This window comes from Thermostichus sp. OS-CIW-30 (assembly GCF_054060215.1).
In genome coordinates this window covers 1-16,238 of the sequence record NZ_JBSSCZ010000036.1, presented here as the reverse complement: position 1 = coordinate 16,238, position 16,238 = coordinate 1, and the positions used below count along the sequence as shown (strand labels likewise).

The following is a 16,238-nucleotide window of genomic DNA, read 5'->3' as shown; positions in this document are numbered from 1 at the left end:
TATGCGGATCCTCTCTCTCGCTTTACAAAACTTCAAATCTCATGAGGATGCCGTCTTCACGTTTGAGCCAGGTATTAACGCCATTTGCGGAGAAAACGGAGCGGGCAAGACCAGCATTTTGGAAGCCATTGCCTGGGTTTTGTTCGACTACTGCCCCTACAGCCAAGAAGAAATCATTCGCTCCGGGGCCAACGACGCAGTGGTGACTGTGCAATTTATCTCCCAATGGGATCAGCGCACCTACGATGTTCGCCGCAGCGTAACGCAGGGATATCGTCTCTTTGATCCCCAGCTGAAGCAGCGCCTAGAGTATGAGCGCAAGTCCGATGTGCTGCCGTGGCTGAGGCAACATTTGGGCGTACCTGCCGGTACCGACCTGGCGCGGCTCTTTGCCACAACGATTGGGGTGCCCCAAGGGACTTTCACGGCAGACTTTCTCAAAACCGGTCGAGATCGCAAAGAAGTTTTCGATCGCATCTTAAAGGTGGAAGAGTACCAGCAGGTAGCCAAAGACCTGTTGGCGGTCGAAAAATACAGCGAGGCGCAGATTCAGGCCATTAATCATCAAATTGAATTGCTCCGCCAACAGCTACAGGAGTGGGATCCGCTGCAAGCGGAGCGGCAGAAAATCCAACAAGAACTGAGTTATTGGCAAGAGCGCTTGAGTCAATCGATCCACACTCTGGATCAGGTTAAGCTTGAGATCGAGCGACTGGAGAAATGGCTTGAGCAAATCCAAACTTTAGATCACCAGATTGCCCAACTGGAGCAAAAGGGATCCCTGCTTCAGGTATCTCTTGAGCAGGCAGAAAAGTTATGGGCAGAGGCCAGGCAAGCTCAAGCGCAGCAACAGCAATACTGGGAGGGATCTCAGCATTTTTTGGCCACAGAAGCTCGCTTGCGGGAGCTGGAAAAACAGCAACAGCAACGCTTGGAGTGGCTGAAACAGCGGGATGCTTTGCTCTCGCAAAAGCAGCATATCGAAAACCAATTGGCAAGACTTCAAGAAAAGTTAAGCCAACAGCAGCGCTGGAAGCAGGAGCTAGAGGAGCTAACCCCGCAAATTCAGGCCCAAGAGGAGCTAGAGCGTCAGCAGACCTATTGGACTCAACAGCTCAACACGTTGCTACACCTGCACCGCGAATGGGAACAGATCCAGGCAGAATGGACAGCCCACGCCGAGCGCTGTCAACTGCTACAAAGCCGAGTGCAAGAAGCTGAACAGGCCCAGGCCACATGTCGGCAGCATCAATTGACCTACAACCGTTATTTGCAGTTGGAAACCCTCATTGCAGAGCAGGAAGCGCTGCGGCGAACCCGACAAACTTTACTGGCTCAACGGGAAACTTTGCAACATCAACTGCATCGATTGGAGCTGCAGGGATCCGAATATCAGCAACAACTCCAGATCTTCCAAAAAATGGAGGCGGAAAAACTTGAGCTGCAACCCCTGTGTGAACGGCAGGCCTCCCTGGAGCAGCGCCACTCCCAACTTGGCGAGAAGTTGGCTTCCTTTCAGGCTCTGCGCCTTGAACTCAAACAACGGGAAACGGAGCAGGAACAAGGCCAAGTCCAATTGCAACAACTGCAGCTCCAACTGAGACAACGGCAGGCGGATTTGGAGCGGGTAGCCGCCATTCCTGCGCTCGAAACTCAACAGGAGCGATTGCAAACTCAGCTCAGCCGCATTGCCGCAGCTCGTCAATTTCAACAGGAGCTACAAGCCCTTTTTGAGCAGGGCTCGGATCAATTGGCTCAACACCATCACAGCATCCGGCAACTTCTGGACGAATTGGAAGCGCAGCGACACAACTATCCCCAACTTCAATCTCTGTGGCAGCGGATCCCAGAGGTACTCACTCGATCTTCAGCACTCAGCCAACAGTTGCTCCAGTCCATCCATCAGATTTTGCAGGATCTGGCTCCCCAAACTTCCGAGCCCCAACTTCGTCAGCAGTTGTCCAACATCCAAAAACAACTCAGGACTTTGCAACCCTTGCTCGGCCTAACCGCACAAATACCCGATTTACAAGCCCAAATTCAGCAACTGCTGCAGTTGCAAGCCGAACGACAAAGCAGAATTGATGACCTTCACTGGGATCTTGAGGCTGAGCCCACCTTCCTTCGGCAACAACAGGAAATTGGCCAGGCGCTGCAAGAACTGGGGGATCCCAGAGGGCAAATCCAGCGCTTGGAAAGAGATCTCAGCCGCAAGTCTAGGGTTGAGCAAGAATATCAACAAATAGCGGCCCATGTTCAGCAACTCCAACAGCAGATACAAGCCCTAGAAGAGCAGCTGCAACCGCTTTCAGATCTGGATGAAAGAATTGCAGCTTTGCGGGAAGAACAAGGCCGGCACCGCAACAACTACGAGACCTTTATCCGCATGCAGCCTCTTGCCCAAAGTTTGCCCCGACGGCAAGATGAACTCCAAGCGGCCCAGTTGGCCCTAGATCAAATCCAGAAAGCCAAGCAAGAAAAACAAGCCCAGATCGACCGCTGGGAACAAACAGAGGGATCCAAAGATGACCTGCAAGCCCAAATTGAAAAAGCCGCCAAAACCTTAAAATCTCTGGGGGATCCCAGAAGTCAAGCCGAACGGCTCAAAGCAGAGCTAAAACAGGAAAAGCAGTATTTACAAATGCAGGCCGACTGCCTGCAGCAGCTTCAGGATTTACAGGCCGCACTCAACCCTATCGAGGAGGCCCTATGCCAAACGGAGCATCTGGATCGAGAGCTGGGATCCCTGCAGGAAGAACGCGAACGATACCGTTTAGATCACGAGCGCTATCTGCAGGCAGAACCCATTGCCCAATTGCTTCCCCAGCGGGAACAGGAACTGGCCGAGCTAAACGCCCAGCGGCAGCAACTGCAAACTCAGCTTTCCCAACTTCGCGCAGCACGGGATCCCTTAGCTGCTCTGTATCGACCGCAGGAGCATGAGCATCTTCGATCCCTTCTGCAGGCCACCGAAATTCAAAAAGCTGAAGCCCAAGCCCGACTGGAGAGCTTAGCTCCTCAACTGAGCAAAATTGAGGAAAAGTTGCGGCAATTGGAACAGGCCAAGGCCAGCTTAAAGCAAGTCGAGGCCGAAAAAACTGAGAGAGAACGCCTACACCGCTTTATCAAATTCAGCCGAGAGACCTACAGAAAAGCCGGCCCCCAAGTTACCCAATACTACCTGCAGCAGATTAACCATACCGCCGATCACCTCTTCCGAGAAATTCTCAACCGTCCCAACGTCACCCTGACCTGGGAAGCCGATTATGAGATCCGCGTTCAAGAAGCCGGCAGCCCTAAACGGCGGTTTGCCAGCCTTTCCGGGGGAGAGCAAATGTCGGCGGCCTTGGCAGTGCGCTTGGCTTTACTCAAGGTGTTGGGACAACTAAATATTGCCTTTTTCGATGAGCCCACCACCAATATGGATACCCAACGGCGACAGCGGCTGGCAGAGGCTATTACCAACCTGCGATCTTTTGAGCAGCTGTTTGTCATCAGCCACGACGATACCTTTGAGCAAATGACAGAAAATGTTATTCGGGTGGAAAGGCACTCCGGATCCAAGTCGGTAGGGAGGGATCCCGCCTATGGTGTTTAGAGCCGACCGGATCCTGGCAGTGTTGCAGCAAAAGCGGGAGGCCTTTGCCACTTTTGATCAAAGGCTGTCGGAGCGCAGAGAATACTATAAGCAGGCCATGGAAAGCTTGTGCCAGTGGTCAAGCCTAGAGATTGCCGAAAAAATAGCTCCATTCCCTTTCCCAGGCGCTTTACCTACTGCAGAGTGGGATCGCTACTCCAATTGGAGGATCCCTTTTGAGCAGGAATGGGCCAATTACGAAGAAAGCCGCGATTGGGCGAAGTCGGTCATTGAAAATATTCCCACCTTTGCCGTAGATGGATCCCAGATTTATCCCAGCAAAGATCTGTCAATACCGGTGGCGCTGGTGCAAATCGGCTGGTATGAAAATTATCACTGCGCAGCAGGCTTGTACGAAAAAGACATCCAAGTGGATGTATTGACTCCAAGAGACTTGGGATCCGACAGCAGCGGTGAACCGAAAGAGCGAATGGTTAACATGCGCCGCTTTCAAATGGAAATCGAGAGACTTGTAGAATACATTCAAAAATCTCAACCGGGATCCCGAAAATTGGCCTTTTTGGACGGGGCGCTGGTGGCTACTTTTGCCGAAGTCTTCGAGCCAGAAAGCCAAGATTTCTATGTGCAGTGTTTGCTCCAGCTTTTGCGGGCCAGCGAGCAAAGCCGGATCCCTATCGTGGCCTACATAGACACCACCTACACTTCCGATTTGGTGGCGTTGCTGAAGCATTGTTTTGACCTACCCGAAGCTCCACAGCTTCACGATGCGCAACTGCTCAGCCCCTGGTTGGAGTGGGGGGATCGCACACCTTTTTTCATCTGTGCCCGCGGCGGCAGCCTCAACCCCCAAGATGGGATCCTCAATCGCTACCAAGAAATGCGAGAGCGAGTGGGATTTGTTTACCTGCGCACCAGTGACAACTTTCCGGCTCGCCTGGAAATACCCGTTTGGGTTTATGAGGCAGGACTGTTGGACTGGTTGGTGGATCTGGTTCGCTGTGAGGTGGTGATTGGGCGAGGTTATCCTTATGTGCTGGAGACAGCCGATCAAATAGCCGTTATCCGCAATGAGGATCGCAACCTTTTCTTGCGTCTCATGCAAGATTGGGCCGCTCGCGAAAAGCTGAACCTAAGGCTATCCCGGAAAACAGTAAGTAAATTACAGCGGAGACGAGTTCGATGAGATTGGGAAAGGTAGTTCGCTCCAACAATCACTGTGATTATGTGGTGCAGGTGGACGATGCTTTAGAAGTCAAAAATCCGCCGGCTCCTGATGACTATGGCTTCGGCAGCTTTGTCAAGCTAGAAAGCGACCGGCGACACTGGGCTGTAGGTCTGGTTTACAATACCCAACTCCTGAATCCGATGTTCCTCAATTCTGGGCCGCGCCTTTCCAGCCAGCCGGATCCCTATTTTTCCCCCGATCTGCAGAATGAGGTGCGCACGCTACTCTCGGTGGTCTTAATCGGGGCCTTGGATGAAGAGCGCCGCTGTGGCCGGCAAGGGATCCCACGCGTGGTGGTGCCTGTAAACACGCCGGTTTTTCGCATGAGCCGGGAAGAGATCCTGCGCTTTCACCAGGATCCCCAAGGTCAAACCCAATTTTCCTACTATGGTTTGCTGCTGAGTAGCGGCGGCAACTTTGCCAATCATTTGATCTACCAAGTCTTGAACGACATTACGCCGATGTTTGCCGATCCAGCTCAACGGCGAGCTCTGCAAATCTTAAGCAAAGAATTGGCCTGGAAAATGACTGTAGGAGCGATGCGCTAATGCCCCAAAAAATCACCGATAATGGCCACCATCCAGAAGCCACCCTCTCTCCAACTGAGGACTCTCCAGAGGTAATTGGCACCGTCAAAGGGCCTGGAGAAACCTCCAACCAATATGTTTTCATCACTTCCAATACCCAAGCGGTAAAGGTGGGCGATTTCGTCTATTACGAAGTCCAGGATCCCCAATCGCAAACGCTGCAAATCTTGGGTAAAATTAGCCAAGTTCAGCTCCTGGATCACATCCCCGATCGCATCTTTGCCGATACCGAAATCGATCCCAGCACCATTGTGGCTCTGGTGGGCTTCACCCATCCCAATCCGGAAATCTATGCGGTTACCGTCGAGGTCATCGGCTATTTCAATCAGAAGATGGGCTTTATTAACCCCCGCCGCGCTCCGGATCCCGGTGCCAAGGTTTTTCTGGCCTCCAATCGTCTGCTGAAATCAATTTTGAACAAACGAGATGAAACAGCCATTGGGGGTGCTCACTTGGGCAGCCTGTTGTTGCGCGATGAGGGAGCAGTGCCCGTAGTACTGGACGTCAAGGAAATGGTCAGCACCCATCTGGCCATTTTGGCGGGGACAGGATCCGGCAAATCTTATACAGCAGGGGTTTTGATTGAAGAGCTGCTTTTGCCCAAAAACCGAGCTGCCGTCCTCATTTTCGATCCCCACGGGGAATACCATACGCTGGCGGAGATGCAGTCCCACCCCAAGTTTTTTGGGGAAGACGGCTACCGTCCTAAAGTCAAGGTTCTTTCACCACAGGAAATTAAGATTCGTGTATCTTCTCTTAACTTCTTTGATATTCTGACCCTGCTGCCGGAAACCAGCGATCGGCAAAAATCTTTTCTGGAAAAAGCCTTCCGCAGAACAACTCAATTTAACCCACTCCGCTGGACGATTCAGGATTTAATCGATGCCGTAAACGAGGCTGATTCCGCAGAGGATGGATCCCAAGGATCCTCAGCCGCCGCTTTGGAGTGGAAATTAGAACAGATCGACCGTTCTCCCTATTTCGACAATTTGCAACACCTAGCTCCCAAAGACTTGTTTGAGCCGGGGCAGGTAACCATCCTGCAAATGCATGAGATCAGCCAAGAAGAACAGCAGGTGATCGCTGCTGCCATCTTGCGCCAGGCCAACTATGCTCGGATCAATACCCACAAAGGCAAGATCCAGCCGGGGGACGAAAATTACTTGCCTTATCCCGTCTTTATTTTGCTGGAAGAGGCCCATCGGTTTGCCCCTGCCCACGAGCCTTCCCGTTGCAAACAGGTGCTGCGCACCATCCTCAGCGAAGGACGCAAGTTTGGACTGGGAGTAGGGCTGATCACGCAACGCCCTGGCAAGTTGGACTCGGATATTCTGTCTCAATGCATGAGCCAATTTTTGATGCGAATTGTCAACCCTGCCGATCAGGAAAATTTGCGCCACAGTGTCGAGGCTGCCGGACGGGATCTGTTACAGGAATTGCCCGCCTTGAGCAAAGGTCAGGTGATCATCTCCGGGGTGTGCGTCAATACCCCTGTACTGTGCAAAGTGCGGCAGCGCTACACGCAGCATGGCGGCGAAACGTTGGATATTCTTGGCCTCTGGCAAAGGCATTCCCAAGAGCACCACCAACGGGATCGCTTGGCTCAGTCAGCCCCTCTCAAACCGCGTCCTCAACCTCAAGTGGTGGATGGACTCAGCATTGATTAGCAATGGCCCAAAACTCCAACTGTGGCCTGATCTCAATCGCTGAATCTGCCAAATCTACAATCCGAAACCACTGCTTGATTGCAATACAATTCATTTCACAGAAACAAGTTTTGGGGCGAGCAGGATGAGGAAACAAGCCCTTTTGCCAAGCTTCCTGGGCATTGCCGTTGCGGTTCTGCTGGGATCCGGGCCTGCCTATGCTCAGTTGCGGCTGATCCCCGAAGCGGCGCGGCGGGTGTACGAGGCATTGCCGGATCTGCCGCTGGAAAACACCTACACCCCTATTAACCCCAACGATGGCGGCCCCGCACCTGAAGAGGATACTTTGGTGCGGCGAATGATGATCTATCACCTGCAGGTGGCCGGTCGCTCCCCCACCGACCGCTTTGACTGGCAACTGACGCTGGCAGACTATTTCGATGCCAACGAGCCAATCATCGCCCAACGGTATCCCGGTGCCGACCGCCTCACGGTCAACCCCTACGCCCAAGACAAGGCAGCTGTGCAAGCCCTGAACCGGCAACAGCGACAGGCCCTGCTGGAAGCCCTTGTGCTGGCCTTCGGTGGGGATCCCGACCCCAAACCCCTCTACATTCCCGCCGACTTGAATCCTGTCCCCGCCCTACCCACCCCAGAACCCATGCAACCTTTGCTGCTCCCTGGTAGCGGAGGGGCTGAGCTGCTCAGGCCCTAGCCGAGGTTTCCCGCTAACTCAAGGCTTGCCCGGTGTAGTTCTCAATGCAGCGCAGGAACAGCTCTACCCCAATGCCAAGGGCAGCCTCATCGAAGTCGAAGCGGGGGTGGTGGTGAGGGTAGTTCAGGCCCCTTTCGGGGTTGGCGGATCCCAGGAAAAAGTAGCAGCCAGGCACCTCATTCAGGAAAAACGAGACATCCTCTCCGCCCATGGTCATCTCTGGGATGATCCTCGCCTCTGGGCCAAACACCTCGCGGGCAGACTGTTCCACCAGAGCTGCCATAGCAGGATCGTTTTGAACCGCCGGATAGCCCCGCTCGAATCGAAACTCATAGGTGGCTCCGTAGGCTTGGCAAATGCCGGCAACGATTTCTTCCATGCGCTTTGGGATCAAATCGGCCACTTCAGGGTGAAAACTGCGCACAGTACCCCAAATTTCTGCGCTTGGGGCGATAACGTTGAAGGCATCGCCGGCCCGGAAACGGCCCACCGTCACCACCGCCGGCTGCAGCGGATCCACATTGCGGGAGACAATGGTCTGCAAAGCATTGACAATGTGGGATCCCACCACAATGGCATCCACTGTTTGTTGGGGAAGGGCAGCATGTCCGCCTCGCCCGATCACCTGAATCTGAAAGCGGTCGGCAAAGGCCATCGAGGGGCCACTTTTCACGCCAATAGTGCCCAGAGGGCGATTATTCCACAGGTGTAGGCCGAGGATGGCTTCCACATCCGGGTTTTTCAGAACCCCCGCCTCCAGCATGGGCTTGGCTCCGCCGGGGCCTTCTTCGGCAGGTTGAAAAATGACCTTGACCGTGCCCTTGAGGTGTTGACGGTGCTGTTGCAGCAGCTTGGCGGTGCCCATAGCAATGGCCGTATGGCCGTCGTGGCCACAGGCGTGCATGACGTTGGGGATGGCGGAGCGGTACTCGACTTCATTGGCCTCATGAATGGGCAGGGCATCCATATCGGCCCGCAGCGCCAAAACCGGCCCCGGCTGCTCTCCCTCAATGGTGGCCACGATGCCGGTGTGGGCAATGCCGGTCTGGTGCGGGATCCCCCAGCTTTCCAGGCGCTGGCTGATGTAGGCGGCGGTTTGCTTCTCCTGGAAGCCCAGCTCAGGATACTTGTGGATGTGGCGGCGCCAGGTCACCAACTCGGGTTGTAAAGCTCGAACAGCAGGGCGAAGCGCAGGGACAGACATGACCTGAAAAACAAAAATGTCTTGGAAAACCTTCACCAGCGGCTGGTGTTGTCGCATGAAGTTGCCTGTTGATTTCACCAGTATGGCAGAGGTTTTGCCAGGGCTGTCTTTCGCTCGATCTCTGGATGGATACCTAGGCCCACAGGGATCCGGTTTCCGGCGGTAGATCTTGCCAGCGGCCCGGCCCCACTGCTCGCAAAGCTTCCTGCAAGGAGATCGCCCCTGAGTAGAGGGCCTTGCCCAAAATGGCCCCTGTCAAACGGGGCAAGCTCAACAAAGCCAGCAAATCGGTCAGCGAGCCGATCCCTCCCGAAGCAATTACAGGCACTTGAGAGACGGCTAGAATCTGGCGCAGCTGTTCTAAATTGGGCCCGGCCAGGGTGCCATCCCGGCTAATGTCGGTATAGATGATCCCGGCAGCTCCTTGGGCTTGCACCCGTTGCACTAGCTCAGGAGCCCGCAGGGGAGTGGTGCTCAGCCAGCCGCGGGTGGCCACCTGCCCTTGCCGAGCGTCGATCCCCACCCAAACCCGACCGGGGAAGGCTTGGGTCATAGCCTCCAGGGTGTCGGGATCCTCTACGGCTAGGGTGCCAACGATCACCCGATCCACCCCCAAATCCAACAACTGCCGCGCCCGTTCAAGGGATCGGATCCCACCCCCCACCTGCACCGGGATGGCCAGGCTGCGGACAATGCGCTCAATGATGGGCAGGTTGACTGGATCCCCGCTTTTGGCCCCGTCCAAATCCACCACATGCAGGCGAGGAGCACCCTGTGCCGCCCAAGCTTCGGCCTGTTGGATCGGGTCGTCGGCTACCTGTTCTGCCTGGGCGTAATCCCCCTGGTAAAGGCGCACGGCGCGGCCCTGCAAAAGGTCGATGGCGGGGATCACCTCTAAGAAGGCGCTGGTGTAAGGCATGATTGGGATCCCTTAGGGGCTTCTCCAGTATCGCCTGGGAGCGGCCTTGCTCCAGCGGAGATCTGGATCTCTAGACCCTAAAGTGCTCCACACCGCTGACGCGATGGGAGAACATCCTGAGATGACTATGAACGCGCGCCAACTGGCTCTGTTGGCTCTGCAGAAAATCGAGCGCCAAAACGCCTATGCCGACCTGGTTCTGGGGCATTTGTTGGCCAACAGCAGCCTGATCCCCGCCGACCGGCATCTGGTCAGCGAGCTGGTGTATGGCATTACCCGCCGTCGCCGCACCCTCGATGCCTTGATCGATTGCCTTGCCCAGCGTCCTGCCCACAAGCAGCCCCCCGATTTGCGACTGATTTTGCATCTCGGCCTCTACCAACTGGCTTTTTTGGATCAGATCCCGGCCAGTGCTGTCATCCATACCAGCGTGGAATTGGCCCGCCAGATGGGGCTGGGATCCCTGACAGGGGTGGTGAACGGCATCTTGCGCGCCTACCAGCGGCAAGTGTTGGATCAGCCAGAGAAGGATCCCCTCAAGCCCCTCGAGGACACTCTGCCAGCCGACCCAATTCAGGCTTTGGGGATCCGGCACAGCTTTCCCGACTGGTTGGTGAGCCTATGGTGGGAGCGCCTGGGGCCGGTGGAAACGGAGCAGTTGTGTGCTTGGTTTAATCAGCCACCCCACCTGGATTTGCGGGTCAACCCACTGCGGGCAGATGTGAATAAAGTCATTCAAGCCTTGGCAGCAGCCGGGATCCCTGCCCTCCCCATCTCCGAGGTGCCGGGTGCCTTGCGACTTCAGGATCATGCCGGCGACATCACGGCCCTGCCCGGCTTTGCCCAGGGTTGGTGGAGCGTTCAAGATGCCAGTGCCCAGCAGGTGGTGCATTGGCTGGATCCCCAGCCAGGGGAGCGGGTGATCGACTGCTGCGCTGCTCCGGGCGGCAAGACCACCCAAATAGCCCAACACATGCAGGATCGGGGGGAAATCTGGGCTTTGGATCGCCACCCCCACCGTCTGCGGCGCCTGGAGGAAAATAGGCAGCGCCTGGGCTTGAGCTCAATCCGTCCCCTGGCCATCGACCTGTTATCCCTGAGCGCTGCTGCCGATCGCGTCAGCGGGACGGAGTCCTTACCCCCTGCCCCCTTGCCCCCCTGGCAGAGTGCTGACCGCGTACTGCTGGATGCCCCCTGCTCCGGCCTAGGCACCTTGCACCGCCATGCTGACGCTCGCTGGCGGCAGACTCCAGAGCGGATCCCTGAATTGGCCCACCTGCAAGCTCAGCTTCTGCAGGTGGCAGCCCGTTGGCTTAAGCCGGGCGGAGTGTTGGTGTACGCCACCTGTACGCTGCATCCTGCCGAAAACGAGGAGATCATTCAAGCCTTTCTCGACAGCCACCCCAATTGGGCTGCTGAAGGGGATCCCCTGCTCATCTGGCCCCACCGGCAGGATCGGGATGGATTTTTTATCCAACGGCTGCGCCGCTCCGGTTACTAACTCCCCTCTCCCTCTGGGAGAGGGGCTGGGGGTGAGGGCAGCAACGCCGAAGACTTGGGGAGTACCTTAACCATTGCCACATGGCTTCTGAGCTGCTGACCAGTCCGAAAAACCCCTGGATCCGCAAGTTGCGGCAGTTGCACCGCAGCAAAGGCCGGCGGGAACAGGGCGCCTTTTTGGTGGAGGGATCCCATCTCATCGAAGAAGCCCTGCGGGTCGGCTGGCCTTTGCAAGCCCTCTGCTACACGCCCGACTGGGCCAGCCGTCACCCTCACCTGCTGGCCGATCTGCCCAAGGGCCTACGGCGGCAACCCGTCAGCTCAGAAGTCATGGCAGCGCTCTGTACCACCGAGTCTCCCGAAGGAGCTGTGGCCGTGGCCGTCAGTTGGCAGATTTCCTCTCCCCCCCTGTCCAAGTTACGTTTGGGCCTTGTGGTGGAAACGCTGCAAGATCCAGGCAATTTGGGATCCCTAATCCGAGTCGTGGCCGCCGCAGGAGCCGACGGCCTTTGGCTAAGCGCAGACAGCGTCGATCCCGAAAACCCCAAAGTCTTGCGGGCCTCTGCCGGCCAGTGGTTTCGCCGTCCGCCCCAAGTCGTGCCCGACCTAGCCGCCTGGATCCAGAGCTGCCGTTGCCACGGGATCCAAGTCTTGGCTGCTACCCTCTCCCCCACAGCAAACTGCTACTGGGATCAAGATCTCACCCGCCCTACCCTTTTTCTCCTGGGCAACGAAGGGGCTGGCCTGAGGGAAGCGACTATCCAACAGGCCGATGCCCAGGTGCGGATCCCGATGGCCGAGGGTGTCGAATCTCTGAACGTCGCTATGACGGGGGGGTTGTTGCTCTACGAGGCCCTGCGCCAGCGGCGATCTCGCTCAGGAAGCGCTCCCTGAACAGCTAGCTGCTCCCTCAAAACTCTTCCTCTACAAAGACCGCATCCTCATTCTCTTCCTGCTCTCCCTCCTCCATCGCTGCCGGCCGGCTGGCGGAAACCGTCACCCCCGCAGAAAGTTTCTCCCGCACAGCCGCTTCCACCTCCGCTAGGAGCTCTGGGTTTTCCTTCAAGTAGACAACCAGATTGTCCCTTCCTTGGGCAACATTTTCCTCCTTGTAGCTGTACCAAGAGCCGCGCCGCTTGAGAATGCCCATCTCATCTGCCAGATCGATGATGCAGCCGATGTTGGAGATCCCTTGGCCGAAAATGATGTCAAATTCTGCCCGCCGGAAAGGGGGGGCAACTTTGTTTTTCACCACCTTGACCCGCGCTCGGATCCCGTATTCTTCCGCACCTTTTTTCAGGGTTTGAACGCGGCGAATATCCAGCCGCACCGACGCATAAAACTTAAGGGCATTGCCGCCGGTGGTGGTCTCCTGGGGGCCATAGCCTATGCCGCCAATTTTGGAGCGCAATTGGTTTAAGAAAAGAACGATGGATCCGGTTTTGCTGACATTTCCGGCAATCTTGCGCAGCGCTTGGCTCATCAGGCGGGCCTGCAATCCCACATGGGCGTCTCCCATATCCCCCTCGATCTCGGCACGGGGCACCAACGCTGCCACCGAATCCACCACCACAATATCCACAGCCGCAGAGCGCACCAACTGATCGACGATCTCCAGGGCGGCCTCCCCCGTGTCCGGCTGGGAGATCAACAGGTTTTGAATATCAACCCCCAAAGCTGCTGCGTAAGTGGGATCCAGCGCATGTTCCGCATCCACAAAAGCTGCCGTTCCCCCTTGTTTTTGCACTTCGGCGATGGCATGTAGGGCAATTGAAGTTTTCCCAGAAGATTCCGGCCCAAAGACTTCGATAATCCGCCCTTTTGGGTAACCTCCGCCCAAGGCCAAGTCGAGGGTGATGGCCCCACTGGGTATGGTCTCCACCCGCATCTGGGTGGCATCTCCCAGGCGCATGATTGCCCCTTTGCCGAAATTCCGCTCGATCTGGCTTAACACCTGCTCCAGGGCTTTGCGTTTTTCTGACTTCAATTTGTCCGAGTCATCAGCAGTGTTCACAGCAACGGCTTTCCGGGCCATAACCCGCATCCCCCCCAGGAGTCGTGGTGGAAAATCGAGCCTGCATTCTAACATTGTCGCCTTGCTCTGAGCGGATCCCTCTCCCTCCAACTGCAGTCAGCTCGTACCTTGCCTCGGTTCCTAACTCCCCTCTCCCTCTGGGAGAGGGGCTGGGGGTGAGGGCAGGTCTTCTGCATAGCCTTGCAGAGCGGGTAGAGTGGGCTAAAGGGATCTGCTCAGGAATGTCCCCACGGTCATGACTTTGGTCTTACAATCCCCCGGCCCGGTTGTGTTTAGTTGGGGGCCGCTCAGCCTGCGCTGGTATGGCTTATTGATCGGCCTGGCAATGGTGTTGGGCTTGCTCCTGGCTCGCCATCTGGCAGCTCGGCGTGGCCTTCCCCCCAGTTCCATGCCTGATCTGCTGGTGTGGTTGGTGGTTGGATCCCTGCCCCTTGCTCGCCTGTACTATGTGGCCTTTGAGTGGGAACGCTATCGAGATGGCCCTTGGTGGCAGGTCTTGGCCCTCTGGCAGGGGGGCATTGCCATTCACGGTGCCTTGATCGGCGGCAGTGCGGCGCTTTACCTGTTCGCCCGGCGGCACCGGCTGAGTTTTTGGTTGCTAGCCGATTGCCTTGTTCCCTCCCTCAGCCTTGGTCAGGGGATCGGACGTTGGGGCAACTTCTTCAACAATGAAGCCTACGGAAAGGTGTTGCCTCCGGATAGCCCTCTGTGGGTACAACTGCAGCTGCCTGATGGATCGCGCGTCCATCCCACTTTTTTGTACGAATCCCTCTGGAACTTTGGTCTCTTCGGGCTCCTGCTCTTTTTAAGCTACCGGCGCCAGCTTCCCCCCGGCACCCTCTTGGGCCTCTACCTGGTGGGGTACAGCCTGGGGCGCTTCTGGATCGAAGGCCTGCGCACCGATAGCCTCATGCTGGGATCCCTGCGGGTGGCGCAGGGGGTGAGCCTGTTGCTCATTGGAGCAGGCCTGGCCGCAATCTTGACAGCTCCCAAACGCGTTTCTGTTCACCCAAACGAGGCAACTTCCTCGCCTGGGATCCCCGCCCCAAAGGAGTTGTAAGCCATGGCCAGCGAACAGAATGAAGAGCTCTGGCAGCAAGCCTCCCCTCTGCTGCTGCCATCCGCCGCTGCTACCCAATCACTAGGGGCCCTCGTAGCTCAAGCCGCCCTTGGCTTCCTCGCCCCTTCAGGTCAACAAAAATCTCCCCCTCCCAGCCGCAGCCTCGGCTCCACTTCCGGCTTGGTCATTCTTCTCGAAGGTAATCTGGGCAGCGGCAAAACCACCTTTGTGCAGGGACTAGGGCAGGGCTTGGGGATCCCTGAACCCATCGACAGCCCCACCTTCGTGCTGGTGCAGGAATACCACACCGGACGGATCCCTCTTTTCCATTGCGATCTCTACCGCCTAGAGACCTCTTCTGCCGCTCGCGCCGGTGGGAAAGAATTCACACTCCTAGAAGACCTAGGGCTAGAAGAACTTTGGAGCCAAGGTGGGATCACCGCTATTGAGTGGCCCCAGTACCTCCGCCATCTGCCTGCGACCTACCTCTGGCTGCGCCTACAGCCCCATCCCCAGCAGGAAGGAGCCCGCCTTCTACACGTCAAGGGAAAGGGATCCCAGACTGGCCACCTTTGGCAGCAAGTTCTTTCTCAATTCACTCAGCAAAACCTCGAAGAAGGGATCCACTTCTCCTCCTGAAAGTACTTGAAAGCAGAAGAAAAAGTTGAGATCCCAAAAGACTTATGGTCATTTCGATTCCAACTAGGACACTGCACCCGCGCCTAAAACGTTGAATGTACGGAGCCAGAAGGCTCTTCTCAGCAGTTCAGTCGCTTCACCCCAGCCTAAAACGACTATAAGCTCAAGGCAAACAGCCAGAATTCAGCCAAAAGTCATCCTCAGGCCAAATCAAACAGCAGCACCTCAGCCCCTTCTTCACTGAAAAGGTTGAGCTCGCTTTCCCTAGCAATAGCCACGCCATCTCCTTCTCGCAAAAACAAGCCATCCAGGGTCACATCGCCCCGAGCTATCTGCAGCCATCCGTAGCGCTTCTCATCCAAATATTGGCAGATGGTGTGTCCCGGCTCAATCAACCCCGCGTAGAGATTCACATCCTGATGCACAATCACGGATCCCTGGCGCCCATCTCGAGAGGCAACTAAACAAAACTCATTGGGATGCTCTGTCAAACCCGTCGCTTTTTGTTCATAGCTGGGCTCCAGGTTTTCCTGCTCCGGCAAAATCCAAATTTGCAGCAGATGAACCTCCTCATCTGCCGAGTAGTTGTACTCGCTGTGCCAGATCCCTGTGCCTGCCGTCATCCGTTGAATTTCACCAGGACGAATCACAGATCCCGTGCCCAAGCTGTCTTTATGCTCAAGGATCCCTTCCAAAACATAGGTAACGATCTCCATGTCCCGGTGCCCATGGGTCGGAAAGCCAGCACTCGGGCTGATTCGGTCATCGTTAATCACCCGCAAAGCCCGGAAGCCCATGTAGCGAGGGTCGTAGTACTCTCCAAAAGAAAATGAGTGGTAAGTATCAAGCCAACTGAGCTTGACATGACCCCTCTCTTCCCGCTTGCGCAAAGTCAGCATCACAGTTTCTCCGAAACCTGACCCTCGCAACCATCTTATTAACTCTGCAGTCAGAATGTCAATATTCAAACAGTTTTATTTCTTCTTTTCCCTGCTATTCTCGCCAAAAACTTGCCAAAAATTTTGGGTTGGATATCTTGACGGGGTGGTGGGGGTGGGGATAGGGTAGTAAAGCGCCACAAGGCCACCCAGCCCCGGCGCCCCAGAACCT

Annotated in this window: 13 protein-coding genes; 9 read left to right on the top strand and 4 right to left on the bottom strand. The window is 56.1% G+C overall.

Annotation, left to right across the window (positions count from 1 at the left end):
• Position 1 precedes the first annotated feature (1 nt).
• The 5 genes from ACVWZF_RS13275 to ACVWZF_RS13255 all read left to right on the top strand — a co-directional run bounded on the left by ACVWZF_RS13275 (position 2) and on the right by ACVWZF_RS13255 (position 7,771).
• Positions 2-3,598 (top strand): AAA family ATPase, encoded by a 3,597-nt coding sequence (locus ACVWZF_RS13275; protein WP_148202745.1) that lies wholly within the window; start codon positions 2-4, stop codon positions 3,596-3,598.
• The gene (locus ACVWZF_RS13270; protein ID WP_457411642.1) at positions 3,588-4,781 is read left to right on the top strand and encodes a DNA double-strand break repair nuclease NurA; all 1,194 of its coding nucleotides are present in this window, start codon (positions 3,588-3,590) and stop codon (positions 4,779-4,781) included. Before ACVWZF_RS13275 ends, ACVWZF_RS13270 begins: the two co-directional genes overlap by 11 nt.
• Positions 4,778-5,371, top strand: coding sequence for a hypothetical protein (locus tag ACVWZF_RS13265; RefSeq protein ID WP_011433556.1), 594 nt, complete (start codon positions 4,778-4,780; stop codon positions 5,369-5,371). Before ACVWZF_RS13270 ends, ACVWZF_RS13265 begins: the two co-directional genes overlap by 4 nt.
• On the top strand, positions 5,371-7,077 hold the full coding sequence (locus ACVWZF_RS13260) for an ATP-binding protein (protein WP_011433555.1): 1,707 nt from the start codon (positions 5,371-5,373) through the stop codon (positions 7,075-7,077). Before ACVWZF_RS13265 ends, ACVWZF_RS13260 begins: the two co-directional genes overlap by 1 nt.
• 124 nt (positions 7,078-7,201) lie before the next feature.
• Positions 7,202-7,771, top strand: a complete 570-nt coding sequence (locus ACVWZF_RS13255; RefSeq protein WP_011433554.1) for a hypothetical protein — start codon at positions 7,202-7,204, stop codon at positions 7,769-7,771.
• A 13-nt stretch (positions 7,772-7,784) separates the two neighbouring features.
• On the opposite strand, the gene ACVWZF_RS13250 is transcribed toward ACVWZF_RS13255, so the two are convergent.
• Positions 7,785-8,975 carry a M20 metallopeptidase family protein gene (locus tag ACVWZF_RS13250; protein WP_011433553.1) on the bottom strand — a complete coding sequence of 397 codons (1,191 nt, stop codon included), beginning with the start codon at positions 8,973-8,975 and terminating at the stop codon, positions 7,785-7,787.
• A 133-nt stretch (positions 8,976-9,108) separates the two neighbouring features.
• Complete coding sequence (gene hisA, locus ACVWZF_RS13245) at positions 9,109-9,894, bottom strand: 1-(5-phosphoribosyl)-5-[(5-phosphoribosylamino)methylideneamino]imidazole-4-carboxamide isomerase (protein ID WP_011433552.1); 786 nt, start codon at positions 9,892-9,894, stop codon at positions 9,109-9,111.
• Between the two features lie 127 nt (positions 9,895-10,021).
• Between hisA and ACVWZF_RS13240 the strand changes: the two genes are divergently transcribed.
• Both ACVWZF_RS13240 and ACVWZF_RS13235 read left to right on the top strand, forming a co-directional pair.
• Positions 10,022-11,395: a 16S rRNA (cytosine(967)-C(5))-methyltransferase gene (locus ACVWZF_RS13240; RefSeq protein ID WP_457411646.1), complete on the top strand. Its 1,374-nt coding sequence runs from the start codon at positions 10,022-10,024 to the stop codon at positions 11,393-11,395.
• A gap of 80 nt (positions 11,396-11,475) precedes the next feature.
• Positions 11,476-12,288 carry a TrmH family RNA methyltransferase gene (locus ACVWZF_RS13235; protein ID WP_011433550.1) on the top strand — a complete coding sequence of 271 codons (813 nt, stop codon included), beginning with the start codon at positions 11,476-11,478 and terminating at the stop codon, positions 12,286-12,288.
• Positions 12,289-12,304: 16 nt separating this feature from the next.
• Here ACVWZF_RS13235 and recA read toward each other — a convergent pair whose 3' ends face one another.
• The gene (gene recA, locus ACVWZF_RS13230) at positions 12,305-13,429 is read right to left on the bottom strand and encodes a recombinase RecA (RefSeq protein WP_049749588.1); all 1,125 of its coding nucleotides are present in this window, start codon (positions 13,427-13,429) and stop codon (positions 12,305-12,307) included.
• Between the two features lie 235 nt (positions 13,430-13,664).
• Here recA and lgt point away from each other — a divergent pair, with 235 nt between their 5' ends.
• Positions 13,665-14,489 (top strand): prolipoprotein diacylglyceryl transferase, encoded by an 825-nt coding sequence (gene lgt, locus ACVWZF_RS13225; protein ID WP_011433548.1) that lies wholly within the window; start codon positions 13,665-13,667, stop codon positions 14,487-14,489.
• Between the two features lie 3 nt (positions 14,490-14,492).
• Positions 14,493-15,128, top strand: a complete 636-nt coding sequence (gene tsaE, locus ACVWZF_RS13220; protein WP_011433547.1) for a tRNA (adenosine(37)-N6)-threonylcarbamoyltransferase complex ATPase subunit type 1 TsaE — start codon at positions 14,493-14,495, stop codon at positions 15,126-15,128.
• A 200-nt stretch (positions 15,129-15,328) separates the two neighbouring features.
• Here tsaE and ACVWZF_RS13215 read toward each other — a convergent pair whose 3' ends face one another.
• Positions 15,329-16,027, bottom strand: a complete 699-nt coding sequence (locus tag ACVWZF_RS13215; RefSeq protein WP_011433546.1) for a pirin family protein — start codon at positions 16,025-16,027, stop codon at positions 15,329-15,331.
• Positions 16,028-16,238 lie beyond the last annotated feature (211 nt).